Origin of the sequence: Providencia sp. PROV201 (assembly GCF_028479545.1) — a bacterium.
Taxonomy (GTDB): Bacteria; Pseudomonadota; Gammaproteobacteria; order Enterobacterales; family Enterobacteriaceae; genus Providencia; species Providencia huaxiensis.
In genome coordinates this window covers 73,947-92,933 of sequence record NZ_JAMPNW010000012.1, presented here as the reverse complement: position 1 = coordinate 92,933, position 18,987 = coordinate 73,947, and the positions used below count along the sequence as shown (strand labels likewise).

Here is an 18,987-nt window from a genome sequence, read left to right as displayed (position 1 = left end):
CAGGATGATGATTGTTTTATTTGATATAAATAAATTGTTATCACTAGGATAAAAATAGTGAAGTTGACGTTTGAAGTGATTATGACTGCAAGCTTATGATGCAAACAGCCTTTTATTTACAACAGGAATGGGTATTGCCCCCTTATCTCAAGGTGTTTTTTATTGTCATTGTTCAATAAGAAAGAAATAAAAACATAAATATATTTAATGCCATATCTACTGTGTCTTTTAGATAAAGATAAATATAAAAAGCATTTATAGTCAATAAAATACGCGACCAAATACTATTTAGTCGCGTAATAATGAAATAACAGTTTTGCTTCTTTAGGGGTATAACAGTCCCTTTGGTACAATCAAAATACCAAATGAAAAGCAGATATCGTTAATAACGAGATAGTCTTTAGACTTTCAGTAATTCAGGGTAATACATACGTTTAATTGCGAGCTCTAAACCTCTAACTTCCGCTAAACCTTTCAAGCGACCTATGGCGGAATAGCCTGGATTGGTCACTTTTTTCAAATCATCTAAAATTTGGTGACCATGGTCTGGTCTCATTGGAATCGGTGCAAGCCCCGCAGCATGGCGTTTTTGTTCAACCGCTAAAATGGCTTTAACCACTTCAAACATATCGACATCACCTGCAATATGATTGCCTTCATGGAAGGTATTTGGGTTGTTTTCTCTCACCGTTGAACGTAAGTGTGTGAAATGAATACGATCACCAAATTCATTAATCATTTTTACTAGGTCGTTATCGGCTCTTACGCCATAAGAACCTGTGCACATAGTAAACCCATTATGAATACTATCGCAGCTTTGCTTAATAAACCGCATATCTTCAATGGTAGAAACAATACGAGGCAAACCTAAAATTGGTCGTGGAGGGTCATCAGGGTGAATAGCTAAAACCACATTTTCTTCTTCACAGACAGGGACGATTTTCTGCAAGAAATAACCTAAGTTCTCACGTAACTGATTTTCATCAATATCATTATACAGCGCCAAGCGCTCACGGAATTGGTCTAATGTATAACCTTCTTCCGCACCTGGTAACCCTGCAATGATGGTTTTAATCAGGTTTTCGATATCATCAGATGACATATTGGCATAATACTCTGCCGCTTCTTTAACTTCTTGTTCTGAATAACTCGCCGTCGCATTTTCACGTTTTAAAATATGAATTTCAAACGCAGCAAAAGCAATATTATCAAACCGTAACGCTTTGGAGCCATCCGGTAGGGTATAAGCAAGGTCAGTACGCGTCCAATCTAGAATTGGCATAAAATTATAGCAAATAGTTTTAATACCACAGGATGCTAAATTACGAATACTTTGTTGGTAATTTTGAATATAGAGATCAAAATTACCTTGTTGAGTTTTAATATCTTCATGAACAGGAATACTTTCCACGACAGACCAAACTAACCCAGCATCTTCAATGATAGCCTTACGCTTTAAAATCTCCTCGACACTCCAAACTTCACCATTAGGAATATGGTGGAGCGCAGAGACGATCCCCGTCGCCTCTGCTTGCCTAGCATCACTTAAAGAAACAGGGTCATTAGGGCCGTACCAACGCCACGTATGCTCCATGAGTACTTCTCCTTCGATTATTCAAAAATAGTCTGATAAGGAATTGTTTCAAATAGGTAACCATCAAAATTGGGGTCATCAAAATCAGAAAGCTGCATTAGCGTATTTTTGACATTCTCTAAATGCTGCCACATCTCTTTTTTAGCCAATTCAGGATCACGTTTTTGTAGTGCATTTAAAATATTTTCATGATCAATCAACCACTTCTTCCGGTAAGTCGTATTGTCGATATGCTCATGTAGTTTATCCCACATAGGGCTTTGTAACCGCACAGCCCAGATATCATCAATAATCTTCGCCATCATGTCGTTCTTGCTTGCGCGAGCAATCAACACATGAAACTTATGATCATTAGCATCGTCACTTTCATTATTCGCGACTTTGATTCGCTCATCTTCTAATAATGCGCGGATCTCTTGGATATCGGCTTTTGTTGCTGACAAAGCAGCACATGCAGCTATCGCACTTTCAATCACTTGGCGAGCTTGCAGTATTTCAAAAGGGCCATGGTCTAAACTTTTAACGTCATCAATTAACAGATCTGGGTGGTTGATGACATAAACACCAGAACCTTTCTTGATAGAAACCAATTTTTCAATTTCCAACATGATGAGTGCTTCACGTACCAATGAGCGACTAACATCATATTTTTTAGCGATCTCACGCTCCGGCATTAAACGACTTCCTATCGGATATTCACCAGATGCAATGAGCTCTTTTAACTGCTGACCTAGGTATTGGTACGAGCGGTATTGAGTTTTCATATATATGTACAACGCGTTGTCGAATTAAATTTAGTTCTTCCATTGTAGATTATCGTCCCTCACCTCAATGGTCAACCAATTTATCCACTATTTCCGCAAAATTAGTTAACCAATTTGTGATCAGATTCACTTATTGTCGTCTTTTTAGCCATTGTTTTTTAATTTATCGATTGATAGAGTGAAAAAAAGAAAATTTGGTTAACCAATGTATAAACCAGTTTGCGTAATTATGGGTAATTTGGTTGATCAGTTGGTTAACAAGTAATAGGGATTTAGGCCAAAATGAAAATCATAAAAGCAGAAGTCTTTGTATGTAGCCCCGGTCGTAATTTTGTCACATTAAAAATTACCACCGATGAAGGCGTATATGGGCTAGGTGATGCCACCCTTAACGGGAGAGAACTCTCAGTGGCATCCTATCTTCAAGATCACCTCTGTCCTCAGTTGATAGGCCGTGATCCACATAAAATCGAAGATATTTATCAGTTTTTCTATAAGGGAGCCTATTGGCGCAGAGGCCCAGTTACGATGTCCGCTATTTCTGCGATTGATATGGCACTGTGGGATATTAAAGGCAAAGTTGCCAACCTTCCGGTTTATCAATTACTCGGTGGCGCTTCTCGTGAAGGCGTGATGGTTTACTGCCACACCACGGGTACCGATATTGCCGAAACACTAGATAACTACGCAAAATATAAAGAAAAAGGTTTTAAAGCGATCCGTGTGCAGTGCGGCATCCCAGGAATGGCAACCACATATGGGCAAAGCAAAGGGAAAAATCTTGCTTACGAACCAGCGACAAAAGGCCATCACCCTGAAGAGCAATTTTGGTCAACCGAAAAATATCTCGACTTTATGCCAAAACTGTTTGAAGCCGTACGGGACAAATATGGCTTCAATGAGCACCTTTTACATGATATGCACCATCGCTTGACCCCTATTGAAGCGGCTCGCTTCGGTAAAAGTATTGAAGATTATCGATTATTTTGGATGGAAGACCCAACACCAGCGGAAAACCAAGCTTGTTTTAGATTAATTCGTCAACATACCGTCACCCCAATCGCTGTAGGTGAAGTTTTTAATAGCATTTGGGATTGTAAACAATTGATTGAAGAGCAACTCATCGATTATATCCGCACCACAATCACGCATGCTGGCGGGATCACAGGTATGCGCCGGATTGCTGATTTCGCTTCACTTTACCAAGTCAGAACCGGTTCTCATGGTCCATCTGACCTATCCCCAATTTGCCATGCTGCCGCCTTACACTTTGATCTATGGGTACCCAATTTCGGTGTTCAAGAGTTTATGGGCTACTCCGAAGAAATGTTGTCCGTATTTACGACTAACTGGACGTTCAACGATGGTTATATGCACCCAAGTGATAAGCCCGGTTTAGGTATCGATTTTGATGAAAAACTGGCAGCGAAATACCCATACAACCCAGCTTATCTTCCAGTCGCTCGTCTCGAAGACGGCACGTTGTGGAACTGGTAATTTTTATTTTATTCGGAGTCAAATATGAAAGCTGTAAAATCGGTAGTAATTAAAGAACCCAATACGTTATTGATTGAAGAACGTTCAGTTCCTGAACCGGCTGAAAACCAAGTACGAGTAAAAGTTCGCTTAGCCGGTATTTGTGGTTCTGACAGCCATATCTACCGTGGCCATAACCCATTTGCAAAGTATCCACGTGTGATTGGCCATGAATTTTTTGGTGTCATTGAAAAAGTGGGTTCAGACGTAGATAGCAAACGCGTTGGTGAACGTGTCTCTATCGACCCGGTCCTTAGCTGTGGTCATTGTTACCCATGCTCAATTGGTAAACCAAATGTGTGTGAAACACTAGAAGTATTAGGTGTTCATACTGATGGTGGGTTCACTGAATATGTCAATGTCCCTGCAGCCAATGCTTATACCATTCCTGATTCAATCAGCGATGAATGTGCTGTTACCGTTGAGCCATACTCTATTGCCGCCAACGTGACTTCCCATGTTCATCCAACTCAAGATGATGTCGCATTAGTCTATGGTGCAGGTACAATTGGCTTAACCTGTGCGCAGGTTCTCAAAGGGGTTTACCAAGTCAAAACCTTAATTATGGTTGACCGCGTGGCTGAGCGATTAGCAAGAGCAAAAGATTGTGGTGCTGATATTGTCATTGATAACTCACAAACCCCATTACCAGAGCAACTCAAAGCACTGGGGCTTCGCCCAACGTTAGTACTTGATGCAGCTTGCCACCCCGCTATCTTACAAGAAGCCATCTTGATTGCGTCCCCCGCAGCAAGAGTTTCGATTATGGGCTTTTCAAGTGAAGCAAGTGCCGTTACACAGCAAAGTATCACCAGCAAAGAGATTTCATTGTTTTCTTCACGCTTGAATGCCAAAAAATTCCCAGAGGTGATTAGCTGGATAGAATCTAAAAAAATTGACCCAACGAAAATCTTGACACATCAGTTCCCATTCACTGAAGCGCAAGAGGCAATCTTAACCTTTGAAAAAGACCAGAAGACCTGCTGTAAAATTCTTTTAACCTTTTAATTTAATTAAAAAAACTAAATCCGATTTTGGATACTACCCTACGTGATTAATAGGATAATAATATGAATACTCAGTCAATTGACCCATCAGGGAAAGTGGAACGCAACTCTGGCGATCTGACCAAAGCTGCCGTTTCAGGCTGGCTAGGAACCGCTCTAGAGTTTATGGATTTCCAGCTTTACTCGTTAGGCGCAGCACTTGTTTTCCATGAAATATTTTTCCCTGAACAATCCGCTTCAATGGCATTAATTCTTGCGATGGGAACTTACGGTGCCGGATATGTCGCACGTATTGTTGGTGCGGTTTTCTTTGGTCAAATGGGCGACCGGATTGGTCGTAAAAAAGTACTCTTTATCACCATCACCATGATGGGGGTGTGTACTACACTAATCGGGGTATTACCGACCTACGCACAGGTAGGTATCCTCGCCCCGCTATTATTAGTTCTTTTGCGAATAATTCAAGGCTTAGGAGCAGGCGCTGAAATTTCAGGTGCAGGAACCATGCTGGCAGAATATGCGCCAAAAGGCCGTCGTGGTATTGTGGCTTCATTAGTAGGTCTGGGAACAAACTGCGGCACATTAAGCGCCACTGCGATTTGGGCGGTTATGTTCTTCTGGTTAGACAAATCAGACTTACTGGCGTGGGGCTGGCGTGTACCATTCTTGGCAAGCTTCGTGGTAATGCTGTTTGCAGTATGGTTACGACTGAACCTGAAAGAAAGCCCTGTATTTGAGAAAGTGCAAAATACGGAAGAACAAGAAGCCAAAACTGCAGTACAAGCACCACCGAAAGAAAGTTTCTTTGCCATGTTCAAGTCTAAAGCATTTTGGTTAGCGACTGGTATTCGTTTCGGTCAAGCAGGTAACTCTGGGTTAATTCAAACTTTCTTAGCGGGGTATTTAGTTCAAAGCCTATTGTTTGATAAAAGCATTCCAACTGATGCAATCATGATCAGCTCGGTTGTCGGTTTCCTGACTATTCCTGTTATTGGTCTGATATCCGATAAATTTGGTCGTCGTATTCCTTATATTATTCTTAGCTTATCTGCCATGTTGCTCGCCTATCCGATGTTATCTGTCATTGTGGACGGCGCAAACAGCGTTAGCTTGATTACCATCTGTATTATTATCGTTCATAACTGTTCAGTACTCGGATTATTTGCCTTAGAAAATATTACGATGGCTGAAATGTTCAACTCACGTAACCGCTTCACCGGTATGGCTGTGGCCAAAGAAATTGGCGGCTTAATTGCCTCTGGTTTAGGCCCAGTTCTCGCAGGTATTTTCTGTAGCATCACCGGAAGCTGGTGGCCGATTGCTATCATGATCATCATTTACTCCGCCATTTCATTAATCAGTGCCATCATCATGCCTGAAGTGAAAGATCGTGATTTAACCAGCACGTTGGATGCAGTTGAAGAGGCTGAACAACAAAAAGGTAAAGTGAAATATGCAACTGTCAACCAATAACCTAAACCAATTACCCGCCACTATCAAAGTACCAAGCTATGATAGGGAACAGGTAAAGGTAAAAATGCTTCACTTAGGTTTCGGCGCGTTCCATCGCGCCCACCAAGCCATCTTTGCAGATATCTTAGCCACAGAACAGCAGAGTGACTGGGGTTTTTGTGAGGTCAATTTAGTCGGTGGTGAGCAACAAATTGAGGATTTACTCGCTCAAGATTGCCTTTATAACGTAGTTGAAATGCAAGGTGATAACTGGCAAACCTGTACGGTGGGGGTGGTAAAAGAAGCATTACACCCGACTATTCATGGAATTGATGCCGTTATCAATCGTATGTTAGACCCTAACATTGCCATCGTTTCCATGACGGTTACTGAAAAAGGCTATTGCTATGTACCTGCGACAGGCTCGATTGATTTTGCTAACCCCGCAATCGCACATGATTTAGCCTCACCAAATGCCCCGAAATCATTACCGGGCCTGATTGTTGAAGCCTTAAAACGCCGTAAAGCACTGGGTATTGCACCATTTACAGTCATGTCCTGTGATAATATGCCTGAAAATGGCCATATCACGAAAAATGTCATTTTAGCGATGGCTGCAAAACAGGATATCGCACTGGCAAATTGGATTGAAACCAATGTCACTTTTCCCTCTACCATGGTGGATAGAATTGTGCCTGCCATGACACCAGACACTGCAGAGAAAATTCAATCTCAACTGGGCCCTATCGTCGACAAAGTCGCCATTGCCTGTGAACCATTTCGCCAATGGGTGATTGAAGACAATTTTGTCGCGGGTCGTCCTGAGTGGGAGAAAGCAGGCGCTCAGTTAGTTACAGATGTCATTCCATTTGAAGAAATGAAGCTACGCATGTTAAATGGTAGCCACTCTTTCCTTGCTTATTTAGGTTATTTAGCTGGTTACCAATACATAAATGAATGCATGCAGGATAGCGCGTATGAAAAAGCCGCTTATCACCTGATGGTCAATGAGCAGGCACCAACGTTATCCATCAAAAATGTGGATTTACCCGCCTATGCCAATGCCCTGATTGAGCGTTTTAAAAATACGGGGTTGAAACATCGTACTTGGCAAATCGCGATGGATGGAACGTTGAAATTATCCCAACGTTTACTCGATTCTATCCAAATACATCTGAAAAAAGGCCAATCATTTGATTATTTAGCCTTGGCTGTTGCAGGATGGATGCGTTATGTCAGCGGAAAAGATGATCATGGTGCAGAAATTCAAATCAGCGACCCACAGGCAGTAAAATTAGCTGAGCTCGTTGCAAATAGTACTGATGATGAAAGCCGTGTTCGCGCACTGCTTTCTCTCAACAGTTTGTTCACCGAAGAACTGGTTAATAATTCGTTGTTTACTGAAAAGGTGACAGCATTCTACCTTTCACTACGTGATAACGGTGCCAAGAAAACGGTTGAAGCACTCAACCACCAACACGCCTTGTAACAACATCTTAGCAGGCGGGGCTCTCCCCGCCTCTTTCACCCAAACTAGTTAGAATCTATTGGCATTCCTTTATTTTCTTTCGAAAACTGGTGGCCAAAGAAAAATATCAAACATAGTGGGATTAATGTGGCAAATAAAGCATATTCCTTTACATAATCAGCCAATAACACCATCATGAAAGCCCCGCCAGCAAAACCCAATAGCGTCAAAAAGTAACAATAACTTTTATATAACGCACTTTTTCTTTCTTGGCCTTTAAATGCGATGGACTCTGCCAATGAACTAAAGCCTAGTTGTACATTCAAAGTAACCGCAATATTGCCATATAGCATGCCATTAATCTTATGAAACGCATTACCTTGCATTCCGGCAATAAAAGAAAGAGCCCAAACAGCATGAAACCCATTAGAGTGAACATTAAAGAAAAAAATATAAACAATGAGTAATAATAAAAGGACAATTTCCAGTGATAATAATGTAAATGTCCATGTTTTTTCATCGGTATTATAGCGGTAGCGGATCCATGCCAACAGCATTGCCCCCGCACCAAAGGAAATAATGGAAACAATATAAGGCATCACTGCGGTTAGGCCATGCTTAGCAAACTCATAACCTAACATAATAATATTGCCTGACTGAAAAGTAGCGAATGATTTAGTCGTAAAGAAGGCATATCCATCGAGCATTCCTGACGCAATAGCTAATAAAAATGCGATCGTAGGTAACTGCATAAAAGGAACTTTTGGAGAGGAAATCATAGTTTACTTACCTGTCTTGATGATTCTTTTTCTGACTGACTTAGTCGACTAATAATCGAAGTGATATATACCGTAAAAATAGGAAAAACGGTCATACCCGTGGCTGCCAAAATAGTTGTAATCACTTTCCCTGCACTCGTCACTGGAATAATATTTGAACCCAGCGTGGTAACCGTCATTGCGGCCCACCAAATGGCGTCCCCATACGTCTTAACATCAACATTAAGACCCCGTTCGAAAATATAAAAAATTAAGCTAATAAAATAAACCGTTGAAAAGAGTAAAATCATATAAGATAAAAATAGTGCTGTCGTATTTCGCTTAACAACCATCATCATAAGCATGACAAACGCTGCACCACCACGAAATAAAGGAATAAACCGAATAAGATAAATTTGCTCCTCAGTAAATTTTATCGCGGTGTTATCCAATATAGTCAAATATGGAATAGATAACAGAACAATAATCGCGTATTTTTTAACAAACTTTTTTTATTTTTTGAAATAAATAAAAAAATAAAAAAATCACATGTAAAATAAATACAGATCCAAAATTGAATATCAAAGTAAATTGACCGCTTGAGAAAGGGGTCATGATTAAAGGTTTCAATAGAAATACTCGCTATTAAAACCAACGAGGCCACAATCCCTAAAAAATGAAGTGTTTTAATCCACGTTTTTTGACTACCAAACTGTCGAAAAGTCAGCATATTAATAATCTAATTATTGAAGCCATTAATAGGGCTTTTATTCATGATAAGATCCCGTTGCTATTTCTCTAACAACAACGGGAAAATATAAACATTACTGTGTTAACGGGGGAAACCAAATAGCTTGCTGACCACTCACCAACCGTTCTTGGTTAATCCACGTAAAAGGAGCAGGTACCTGAGCTTGCAAACGCACATCTTCAGCCCCTCGTTGTGCTGTTAAGGTTGGAGTAAGCACGACAGGCTCTGGTCCATAAATAGCCGCTGACGTAGAATCACGTTCGTTTCGCCCGCCACAAACCACCCATAACTGGTTTAATGTAGCGATAGCATAAGGAATAAAATCGGCACGCCCTGTCGGTGGCTCTTCAACCGAAAAAAGATGGCTATCAATCTCCACTTTTAAATCACTCGGCATACCCGCTGGCGCAGCAAGAATATCAGCGCGTAACGTACTATATAACCCCCCTAACTCAGGTACGTCTAATTCATGTGCGGCTGCCAGCGCAATACGGCCAATTGGCGTTGCTGTCACACTCACAGAACTACCCGCTGTTGCCCAGCCACTATCCCGCTCATTAAGATGTGTCACACGATAGCGCGCTAATATATCTCCTAACGGCCCTGCAAGTACTACCGTATGGAACAATCTATCCGTTTCAATTTCAGGGTAGCTTCCAACAATATACCCTTTCCCTTTTTGAGCGGCTTTACACAATGTTTGCTCGAAAATGCCACCTTGTTTTTCAGCATAAGACAAAACAATGTTGGGATCGTTGGTATAAGGTAGTGCGGAAAGCTCAGGAAGCACCAGGAGCTCATTTTCCCCCACTTGAATTGAGTCTAGTTTAGAAACCGATTTTTCCCACTGCGCTGCAATAAGCGTCGTTTGTGTTATTGTTGACGTGGCATTGATATCTGTTGGGCTGCGATGAAAAGCGAGTGTTGGGAAATATAATTCAGGGCGACGCTTCGCCAGTAATGCATCGCGTTGTGTATCTGCTTCATCTAAATCAATTGTCGCACTGTATATACCATTTAGCCCGGGTTCTAGCTCTAGCGGGCTAAGCACTGGAGATTGGGCCACTTTATGTCCTGATGGCGCCCATATGCTCGAACCACCATTATAATAAAGCTGCCCTTTAGTAATTGGATTGGTTTCAATTCCACTACGTGTTGCACAAATTACCCAGACACCGTTAAAAGCACTCATATGCTGCACATGTGCAACGGTTGAGTGATCGCCAAGCATTTCGGCAGGAGTCGCATTCGGCATCATACGGTCGGATACGGAATGCCAACCAATGATTTGCGCCCCTTCTAATGCAGCTAACCGAACATATTGCCAGTAAGTATCATCATAACAAATCAATAATGCGATACGGCCAATCGGTGTTTCAAAGGTTTTAACACCGGTATTACCCGGAGCAAACACTTTTTGATCTTGAGAATTCAGGCCTATTTTACGATATTTACCAATAATGCCTTCTGGCCCCATCAAAACAGCGGAATTATAGGCTAGCCCGGTTTCGCTATCCCGCTCCGCGATACCGACACTCATATACATCCCTGTACGAGCCAATATAGGCAGTATTGCCGCTGTCGTTTTGCCAGGGATGGTATCTAAATAAGGCGCTAATTCCGTAGAGTCAGAAAATAAATAACCACTCACCGCCGTTTCTGGAAATACAGCGTAATTAACCCCTTGAGCGGCCACTTTTTCTGTCGCTTCGACTAAACGTTGAATATTTCCATTTAAATCTCCCCATGCAGGAATAAAATCAACGGCTGCTACTTTACTGCTTTTTTTTATTTCAGCAATACTCATACAATAATCCTTATTCAAAGAATTTATTAGTAAATAAATAATTTTTTGCTATTGATAAAAATAAATATTAAATAGGAAATATATATCTATAATTCCAAGTCATTTAGGTCATAATAGCCTGAGTGTAGCGGCTATATTTGAATGTATCGAACATCTAAATATAGCCACCAATATTTATTTTCTTTTTTTAGAAAATCATATTAAGAGCGGATTTAATGTTATTAATTAAATAACATTACTTTTTGTCATTTCCATAATTTGTTCATCGCTATAACCAAGCTCTTTTAATACTTCGTTATTATGTTCCCCTAGCAATGGAGCACTTTTAATTTCAGGAATAAAGGCTGAAAACTTCATTGGGCAACCCACCGTTAAATATGAGCCTCGTTTTGGTTGTTGAACCTCAACAATCGAGCCACTACGACGCAAAGAAGGGTCATCTATAATTTCTTTCATACTTAATACGGCAGAACATGGCACATCAAACTGATCAAAATAATCGGTTAGCGCATGTTTATCTTTGTCTTTGGCGATCTCTTCGATTGCATCCCATACATCTTGGATATGGCTTGCGCGTGCCTGTGTAGTGGCAAAAGCAGGGTCAGTTTTCCACTCGGGACGCCCAATGGCATCACAGGTATTTTCCCAATTATGGTCTTGATTAATAAAATAAATATAAGCATTTGGGTCGGTATCACTGCCTTTACACTTAAGCATCGTTCCTGGTTGTCCTCCCCCACTCGCATTACCGCCGCGGGGAACCGCATCACCAAATGTACCATTCGGATACTGTGGATACTCTTCAAGAAAACCCAGCTTTTCTAGCCGTTGTTGGTCACGCAGTTTCACACGGCATAGGTTAAGTACCGCATCTTGCATCGACATCGTCACACGTTGGCCTTTACCTGTTTTTTCTCGGTGCAACAGTGCCGTCAGTATGCCAATCAATAAATGCATGCCCGTATTACTATCGCCCAATGCTGCAGCACTTACCGTTGGAGGGCCATCAGGAAAACCCGTTGTCGATGCTGAACCACCAGCAGATTGAGCAACATTTTCATAGGCTTTCACATTCGCATACGGCGAGTTCTCATTAAACCCTTTAATCGAACCAAAAATTAACCGTGGGTTGAGCTCTTGGATGTGCTCCCACGTAAACCCCATATGGTCGATAGCCCCCGGATGAAAATTTTCAACTAATACATCAGATTGACGTATTAGCTTCTCCATTACGGCTTTTCCCTCTGGCGTTTTGGTATTGAGCTCTAAAGAGCGTTTGTTACTATTTAACATCGTAAAATACAGTGCATCCACATCAGGAATATCTCGCAATTGATTACGCGTCACATCCCCAACCCCTGGCCGTTCAATTTTGATCACATCGGCACCGAACCAAGCAAGCATTTGTGTACAAGATGGGCCTGACTGAACCCCTGTAAAATCAAGAACGCGTATCCCATCAAGCGGTTTTGAAGAAGTCATAATTCACCTTTTTACAAAACTGCCATGACGTAATCTCTCACGCCATGGCAACTCATTTTGCCCCATTGACTCTTTCTATGAAACGAGTCGAGAGATATAGATCCACGCTGGAGCAGCAATGATAAAACCAAGTACACTCACCGCCAGCGACGCTGTTCCTGTGCGGGTATACAGATTAAAACGACTTGCAATAATGATCCCAGAGAAAGCAGGTGGTAACGCTCCGGCTAATACCATCATTTGCAGTTGCTCTGTTCCCATATTAAACATCATGCCTGCCAGCAACATTAATCCTGGCATTAACACTAGCTTTAATAACGTGTTATAGACAATCTCACCATCGAATTCGAACTTATTCGCGGCCAATGTCAGACCGGCAGCAAATACCGCAACACCTGAGTTTGCTTTCGCGATTAAATCAAATGTCGGGTCCCAAACCGTTGGAATTTTCACACCAACCAGTACCAGTGCAGTCGCAAGTACTGGGGCCCATACGACAGGTTCTTTAAAGGCTGATATTAATGCATCCATACCGCCACCGCCCTTTTTACCTTCCGCATCAGACGGGTTCAGTAAGAATAAGCCAATCGGAATTGTAATGGCATTAACGATGATGGATATAATGGCAACAACTAACCCCGTTGAAACGGTTTCACCATAAATAGGGTCTAAAACCGCGAACCCTAAGAAACCAATTGTCGGAGAACCTGCAATTAATGCACATACTGCGGCTTCGCCACGACTATGTTTAAAAATATATTTACAGCTAAAAAATGAGAAAAAGAAACAAACAAGTAAGACTACAAATGAAATAATAGTCAATTTAGCGTCTGCAAATATCATTTCTCGATTTGCGCGAGCGATAGAAACAAATAATGCAGCAGGTAATGCGTAATTTAATACCAACTTATTAAATGCTTTTGCTTGGTCACTGGTAAACACATTTCTTTTACCACTCACATAACCTAATACCATAATAATAATGATAGGTAATAGGTCGCTCATAAAAATCTTATACATAAAATCAGCCATAAGACCCACCTATTTTTGGCAATAAGACCCCGTACGCCACTCATTAAAAATGAGCCGCGTAGGGTTATCTTTGTTAGTTAACGTTATACTGCGTTAATTTTTTACGACAGACTTCGGATTTAAATTACCAATATGGCCGCTTTCCGTTCCAACTGCAGGGTCAATAACAACATTTATCAAGGTTGGATGACCCGATGTTAAACCGGCCTTCAAAGCCTCCTGTACTTCTGCAGGCGTTGTTGCTTGATAGCCAATGCCACCAAAAGCCTCAATCATTTTGTCATAACGAGCGCCGCCCATTAAAACAGTAGGAGAAGGGTCCTGGTCACCATGGAGATTTACACCATCACCACGGTAAATTCCGCCATTATTGAAAATCAAAATAGTGACAGGCAATTTGTAGCGACAAATCGTTTCAATTTCCATACCACTAAAACCGAATGCGCTATCGCCTTCAATCGCCACAACCGGCTTACCACTGGTTACAGCGGCACCGACTGCATAACCCATTCCAACGCCCATCACGCCCCATGTTCCACAATCTAAGCGTTTGCGCGGTTGGTACATATCAATAATATTTCGTCCATTATCAAGCGTGTTAGCGCCTTCATTGACGACATAAACGTCTTGGTGATCGACCAGCACATCTCGGATTGCACGTAACGCATTGAAGTAATTCATCGGAGAAGTGTCAGTGTTCAATTTAGCTGCCATTTTCTCGACATTAATTTTCTTGTGCTCATCAATACTAGCGAGCCATTCCGTTGGGGATTTAACAGGGGTTGATTTAAGCCCTGCCAATAAAGACTCAATACTTGAATAAATATCACCAACAACGGGGGCGGTTATTGGCCGGTTACTATCAATTTCGGAAGGTTCAATATCTAACTGAATGAATTGCGTTTCTGGCGACCAGTGCTTGCCTTTACCATGGTCAAGCAACCAATTAAGGCGTGCGCCCATTAACACCACAACATCCGCACTGGATAAGGCATATGAGCGAGCAGATGCCGCTGACTGTGGGTGTGTATCTGGTAACAGCCCTTTTGCCATTGACATCGGTAAATAAGGGATACCGGTTGTTTCAATAAATTGGCGAATATTGTCATCCGCTTGGGCATAAGCTGCGCCTTTACCCAAAATAATTAATGGCCGCTTAGCCGATGCCAGCAACTTAAGGGCTTTATTTACTGAATCAGGTGATGGAATTTGTCTTGGTGCAGGGTCTTCAACGGTAAAAATGGTTTTATCCGCAGCGTCTTTATCCATCACAGCAGATAAAACTTCCGTTGTTAAGTCCAGATAAACCCCACCCGGGCGGCCTGATACCGAAGCGCGAATAGCTCGAGCGAGTGCGATACCAAGATCTTCAGGTTTATTCACACGATAAGACGCTTTTACAAAAGGTTTTGCCGTGTTCATTTGGTCTAATTCTTCGTAATCACCCTGCTGCAAATCAATTATCGCTCTGTCGCTCGAACCACTGATTTGGATCATTGGAAAACCGTTGGTGGTTGCATTCGCGAGTGCCACCATGCCATTTAAAAAACCCGGCGCTGAAACTGTTAAACAGATACCCGGTTTCTGGGTAATAAAACCACTAATTGCAGCAGCATTACCCGCGGATTGTTCATGGCGAAATCCAATATAGCGAATGCCTTCAGCTTGCGCATGCCTTGCCATGTCCGTTACTGGAATTCCAACAACACCGTAGATTGTATCAATGCCATTTTTTTTAAGTGCATCGACAATGATATGCATACCATCAGTCAGGTTTTGGGTTTGATCAGCAGACATGTCTACCTCATAATTAACTGATTGAAAGATTAAAGGGAGCGATTTATCACTCCCAAATTTTTAAAGTTAGATCGCTTTGTTTGTACGCATAGCTGCAATTTCATCTGCGCTATAACCTAGTTCAGTTAGAACTTGCTCGGTGTGCTCACCCAGTAATGGCGCACTTTTGATATCCGGTGTAAAGGAAGAGAATTTCATCGGGCAACCCACCGTCAAGTAAGTTCCGCGTTTTGGCTGCTCAACTTCAACAATACTTCCACTCTTACGCAGAGATTGGTCTCGTGCAATTTCACGCATACTGAGTACAGGGGCGCAAGGTACACCGTATTTACTCAAATATTCGACCGCTTCATGTTTATCTTTATCCGCTAAGAATTTTTCAATTTCAGCAAAAATATCAAAGATATGAGGCTGACGAGCCTTTGGTGTATTGTAAGCAGGGTCAGTTGCCCATTCAGGCTTACCAATAGCGACACAGGTTTGCTCCCAGTCCTGTTCTTGGATAGTAAAATAAATATAAGCATTTGGGTCAGTTTCCCAGCCTTTACATTTTAAGATCCAACCTGGCTGCCCACCACCGCCTGCATTACCACCACGAGGAACAGCATCACCAAACGTACCATTTGGATATTGCGGGTATTCTTCAAGGTAGCCAATTTTCTCTAAACGTTGCTGGTCGCGAAGTTTGACACGGCACAAGTTAAGAACAGCATCTTGCATCGACATAGTCACTCGCTGGCCTTTTCCTGTTTTCTCGCGATGTAATAGCGCGGCAAGTAAGCCAATCAACAAATGCATACCCGTATTACTATCACCTAACGCAGCGGCACTCACTAATGGAGGGCCATCCCAAAAACCTGTAGTAGAGGCGGCGCCACCTGCTGCCTGAGCAACGTTTTCATAAGCTTTAACATCTGCGTAAGGCGAGTCTTCATCAAAGCCTTTGATAGAGCCAAAAATCAGGCGAGGGTTTAGTTCTTGAATGTGCTCCCAAGTAAAACCCATATGGTCAATCGCACCTGGGTGGAAGTTCTCAACGAGGACGTCGGCCTGCTTAATCAGCCGCTCCATAACCTCTTTGCCTTCAGGTGTCTTTGTATTTAATTCCACTGAACGCTTATTACTATTAAGCATCGTGAAATACAGCGCATCCACATCAGGGATATCCCTTAATTGATTACGCGTGACATCTCCAACTCCCGGACGCTCAATCTTAATAACATCCGCACCGAACCATGCTAACATTTGAGTACAAGATGGTCCTGATTGTACTCCAGTAAAATCGAGCACTTTTATACCTTGTAAAGGAAGATCCATGTATTACCTCTTTATTTAGCCATCGTATATGGAATGGAATGAATTATATTTAATAGAAAACTTGAATTATTTTAAATACAATAACAATTCACTCCATTAAATTATATTCAATAATTATCAACTATTTGTATTAAATATCACTATCGATGTCCAGTAATTAACTAATTAAATTTACTTTTAACTCAATAGCCCTAAAATAAAATAAAATACAGCAATTAATTTTATTACTGTTCAATAAATGAATAATGATAAAACCAAATAATCTATGTATTATTTAGATGCTCTTAATTAGACTTTATTTAACCCATCGAATAAAGACAAACAATAAAACCCAAAAAACAAATAAATAACAAATAGATAGAAAAACAAAATGTAAAAAAAATTATTATTAGAAATAATTCAATAATAACCGCGATTTTATTGAATCATTTCTAATAATTAAAATGCAAAAATCAGTTCAATGTTGAAAACGATTAGTTCTAAAAAATGTTTTTTATATTGAAATTAAATATAAAAATAGTAGCAGCTTAAAATAAGCACTATTATAGTAAAAAAAAACCCACAAAGTCGACTTTGTGGGTTTTAGATTTTTAACAAACATATACCGTTTGCTAAATACCTTTATGTATTCTTTTCTTGCTCTTGCTTTTGTTGCTTTTCTTTTTCAAGAAGTTGGCGGTACCACAGCGGGTGGTGCTTTCTTGCCCAGCCACGGGTAACCCAACCTTCAACCATCGCACGAACTGAGCCTTTCACCCAGATTGCTGCGTAAGCGTGAACCACAATCATGATAATCAGCGCAATTGCAGAGAGCGAGTGAATAAGGATCGCCGCACGATAAACAGGGATTGGGAAGTAATCTGCGAAATAAGGACGCCACATGATCACTCCTGTGACCACCAGCGCCAATAAACAGATAGTCACCACCCAATACACCCCTTTTTGACCGAGGTTATATTGGCCAACATCGCCCGTTTCTTCGTTTTTCAGTACTTTACCGATATTTTTTGCCCACTTGATATCTTCTTTATTAATGAAGTTATGGTGGAAATAACGGAAAAACATAAATACGAACAGCAAGAACATCGCCGTCCCCACGAATGGATGCAAAATTCGCGACAGCTGTGGCGTGCCTAAAATGTTCATAAACCAGTTTAGTGAAGGGAAAAAGAACCCTAGCCCACTGATTGCGGTGAACAAAAAGCAAATCACAACCGCCCAGTGATTGATCCTTTCAATCGGTTTATGGCGGATAATTTTGTCGTTATCATCTGGCATCATTTCTGATCCTCCCCTTCTTTTGATTTCGAAGTGTCAGATGACATTGCATTATGCAAATCTTCTAAAGCCTCTTCTTCATCTTTTTTGGAGACGCGGTTCGGACCAATACCCACATAGTGGAAGATGGCCGCCGCAAATGTTGCAGCAAAACCAACCGCTGCTAACGGCTTCCAGATACCTTTCCAGAAAGTCACTGTTGGGCTGATTGTCGGGTTCTCCGGCAATCCGTGATACAGCTGAGGTTTATCTGCATGGTGCAGAACGTACATCACGTGCGTACCACCAACACCTTCAGGGTCATATAAACCTGCGTTTGCATAACCACGTGTTTTCAGCTCATCAACACGCTCGCCAGCCATGTTAATCATGTCCTCTTTGCTACCAAAATGGATAGCGCCTGTTGGACAGGTTTTCACACATGCAGGTTCTTGACCAACTTCAACGCGGTCAACACACAGCGTACATTTGTATGCGCGGTTATCTTCTGGGTTGATACGCGGTACATCAAATGGGCAACCCGCGATACAATAACCACAACCAATACAGTGCTCTGATTGGAAATCAACGATACCGTTTTTGTACTGAACTATTGCACCTTCTGAAGGACACGCCTTCAGACAGCCCGGGTCAGCACAGTGCATACAGCCATCTTTACGGATCAGCCATTCAAATTTATCGTTCTCTTCCACTTCAGAGAAGCGCATTACCGTCCATGACTTAGCGGTTAAATCTGTTGGGTTATCATATACCCCAACGTTCGTGCCGATTTTGTCACGGATGTCGTTCCATTCGGAACACGCGACCTGACAAGCTTTACAGCCGATACAGGTCGTCACATCGATAAGCTTTGCAACTTCTTCCTTATAGTCCCGCACCTGAGGCGCGGGAGTCAGGGAATTGGTGGCAGAGCGACGAATAATGTCCTGAGATTGCATTGACAT

15 protein-coding genes are annotated in these 18,987 nt (G+C 41.6%); 4 read left to right on the top strand and 11 right to left on the bottom strand.

Annotation, left to right across the window (positions count from 1 at the left end):
• Window positions 1-400: 400 nt before the first annotated feature.
• Both uxuA and PR809_RS11790 read right to left on the bottom strand, forming a co-directional pair.
• Window positions 401-1,594 (bottom strand): mannonate dehydratase, encoded by a 1,194-nt coding sequence (gene uxuA / locus PR809_RS11795; protein ID WP_102140031.1) that lies wholly within the window; start codon window positions 1,592-1,594, stop codon window positions 401-403.
• A gap of 17 nt (window positions 1,595-1,611) precedes the next feature.
• On the bottom strand, window positions 1,612-2,358 hold the full coding sequence (locus PR809_RS11790; RefSeq protein WP_206276225.1) for an FCD domain-containing protein: 747 nt from the start codon (window positions 2,356-2,358) through the stop codon (window positions 1,612-1,614).
• Between the two features lie 282 nt (window positions 2,359-2,640).
• Here PR809_RS11790 and manD point away from each other — a divergent pair, with 282 nt between their 5' ends.
• The 4 genes from manD (at window position 2,641) to PR809_RS11770 (ending at window position 7,842) form a co-directional block, all read left to right on the top strand.
• Window positions 2,641-3,855 (top strand): D-mannonate dehydratase ManD, encoded by a 1,215-nt coding sequence (manD, locus tag PR809_RS11785; RefSeq protein WP_102140032.1) that lies wholly within the window; start codon window positions 2,641-2,643, stop codon window positions 3,853-3,855.
• 24 nt (window positions 3,856-3,879) lie between these two features.
• Window positions 3,880-4,902, top strand: a complete 1,023-nt coding sequence (locus tag PR809_RS11780; RefSeq protein WP_102140033.1) for a Zn-dependent oxidoreductase — start codon at window positions 3,880-3,882, stop codon at window positions 4,900-4,902.
• A gap of 62 nt (window positions 4,903-4,964) precedes the next feature.
• A complete protein-coding gene (locus PR809_RS11775) occupies window positions 4,965-6,374 on the top strand; it encodes an MFS transporter (RefSeq protein WP_102140034.1) in 1,410 nt (469 codons plus the stop codon).
• Window positions 6,355-7,842: a mannitol dehydrogenase family protein gene (locus tag PR809_RS11770; protein WP_206276226.1), complete on the top strand. Its 1,488-nt coding sequence runs from the start codon at window positions 6,355-6,357 to the stop codon at window positions 7,840-7,842. Before PR809_RS11775 ends, PR809_RS11770 begins: the two co-directional genes overlap by 20 nt.
• Before the next feature lie 44 nt (window positions 7,843-7,886).
• Here the strand turns inward: PR809_RS11770 and PR809_RS11765 are convergent, their stop codons facing one another.
• The 9 genes from PR809_RS11765 to fdxH all read right to left on the bottom strand — a co-directional run bounded on the left by PR809_RS11765 (window position 7,887) and on the right by fdxH (window position 18,987).
• The gene (locus PR809_RS11765) at window positions 7,887-8,600 is read right to left on the bottom strand and encodes a YoaK family protein (RefSeq protein WP_166267170.1); all 714 of its coding nucleotides are present in this window, start codon (window positions 8,598-8,600) and stop codon (window positions 7,887-7,889) included.
• Window positions 8,597-9,031: a potassium channel family protein gene (locus PR809_RS11760; protein ID WP_206276227.1), complete on the bottom strand. Its 435-nt coding sequence runs from the start codon at window positions 9,029-9,031 to the stop codon at window positions 8,597-8,599. Before PR809_RS11760 ends, PR809_RS11765 begins: the two co-directional genes overlap by 4 nt.
• Before the next feature lie 372 nt (window positions 9,032-9,403).
• Window positions 9,404-11,137: a nitrilase-related carbon-nitrogen hydrolase gene (locus PR809_RS11755; protein ID WP_206276228.1), complete on the bottom strand. Its 1,734-nt coding sequence runs from the start codon at window positions 11,135-11,137 to the stop codon at window positions 9,404-9,406.
• A gap of 225 nt (window positions 11,138-11,362) precedes the next feature.
• Complete coding sequence (frc, locus tag PR809_RS11750; protein WP_206276229.1) at window positions 11,363-12,619, bottom strand: formyl-CoA transferase; 1,257 nt, start codon at window positions 12,617-12,619, stop codon at window positions 11,363-11,365.
• Between the two features lie 75 nt (window positions 12,620-12,694).
• Window positions 12,695-13,639 carry a transporter YfdV gene (yfdV, locus tag PR809_RS11745; RefSeq protein ID WP_004906833.1) on the bottom strand — a complete coding sequence of 315 codons (945 nt, stop codon included), beginning with the start codon at window positions 13,637-13,639 and terminating at the stop codon, window positions 12,695-12,697.
• A 105-nt stretch (window positions 13,640-13,744) separates the two neighbouring features.
• Window positions 13,745-15,448 carry an oxalyl-CoA decarboxylase gene (gene oxc, locus PR809_RS11740; RefSeq protein ID WP_206276230.1) on the bottom strand — a complete coding sequence of 568 codons (1,704 nt, stop codon included), beginning with the start codon at window positions 15,446-15,448 and terminating at the stop codon, window positions 13,745-13,747.
• 66 nt (window positions 15,449-15,514) lie between these two features.
• Window positions 15,515-16,765, bottom strand: coding sequence for a formyl-CoA transferase (gene frc / locus PR809_RS11735; protein WP_102140041.1), 1,251 nt, complete (start codon window positions 16,763-16,765; stop codon window positions 15,515-15,517).
• 621 nt (window positions 16,766-17,386) lie between these two features.
• Window positions 17,387-18,046: a formate dehydrogenase cytochrome b556 subunit gene (gene fdoI, locus PR809_RS11730; protein ID WP_206276868.1), complete on the bottom strand. Its 660-nt coding sequence runs from the start codon at window positions 18,044-18,046 to the stop codon at window positions 17,387-17,389.
• Window positions 18,043-18,987, bottom strand: a complete 945-nt coding sequence (gene fdxH, locus PR809_RS11725) for a formate dehydrogenase subunit beta (protein WP_102140043.1) — start codon at window positions 18,985-18,987, stop codon at window positions 18,043-18,045. The genes fdoI and fdxH overlap by 4 nt, the downstream gene beginning before the upstream one ends.

Bases quoted from the DNA above. Each gene is read 5' to 3' on its own strand.
- uxuA (WP_102140031.1), bottom strand. From the start codon at position 1,594: ATGGAGCATACGTGGCGTTGGTACGGCCCTAATGACCCTGTTTCTTTA.
- PR809_RS11765 (WP_166267170.1), bottom strand. From the start codon at position 8,600: ATGATTTCCTCTCCAAAAGTTCCTTTTATGCAGTTACCTACGATCGCA.
- PR809_RS11770 (WP_206276226.1), top strand. From the start codon at position 6,355: ATGCAACTGTCAACCAATAACCTAAACCAATTACCCGCCACTATCAAA.
- fdoI (WP_206276868.1), bottom strand. From the start codon at position 18,046: ATGATGCCAGATGATAACGACAAAATTATCCGCCATAAACCGATTGAA.
- frc (WP_102140041.1), bottom strand. From the start codon at position 16,765: ATGGATCTTCCTTTACAAGGTATAAAAGTGCTCGATTTTACTGGAGTA.
- PR809_RS11775 (WP_102140034.1), top strand. From the start codon at position 4,965: ATGAATACTCAGTCAATTGACCCATCAGGGAAAGTGGAACGCAACTCT.
- oxc (WP_206276230.1), bottom strand. From the start codon at position 15,448: ATGTCTGCTGATCAAACCCAAAACCTGACTGATGGTATGCATATCATT.
- frc (WP_206276229.1), bottom strand. From the start codon at position 12,619: ATGACTTCTTCAAAACCGCTTGATGGGATACGCGTTCTTGATTTTACA.
- PR809_RS11790 (WP_206276225.1), bottom strand. From the start codon at position 2,358: ATGAAAACTCAATACCGCTCGTACCAATACCTAGGTCAGCAGTTAAAA.
- PR809_RS11780 (WP_102140033.1), top strand. From the start codon at position 3,880: ATGAAAGCTGTAAAATCGGTAGTAATTAAAGAACCCAATACGTTATTG.
- manD (WP_102140032.1), top strand. From the start codon at position 2,641: ATGAAAATCATAAAAGCAGAAGTCTTTGTATGTAGCCCCGGTCGTAAT.
- PR809_RS11755 (WP_206276228.1), bottom strand. From the start codon at position 11,137: ATGAGTATTGCTGAAATAAAAAAAAGCAGTAAAGTAGCAGCCGTTGAT.
- fdxH (WP_102140043.1), bottom strand. From the start codon at position 18,987: ATGTCAATGCAATCTCAGGACATTATTCGTCGCTCTGCCACCAATTCC.
- yfdV (WP_004906833.1), bottom strand. From the start codon at position 13,639: ATGTATAAGATTTTTATGAGCGACCTATTACCTATCATTATTATTATG.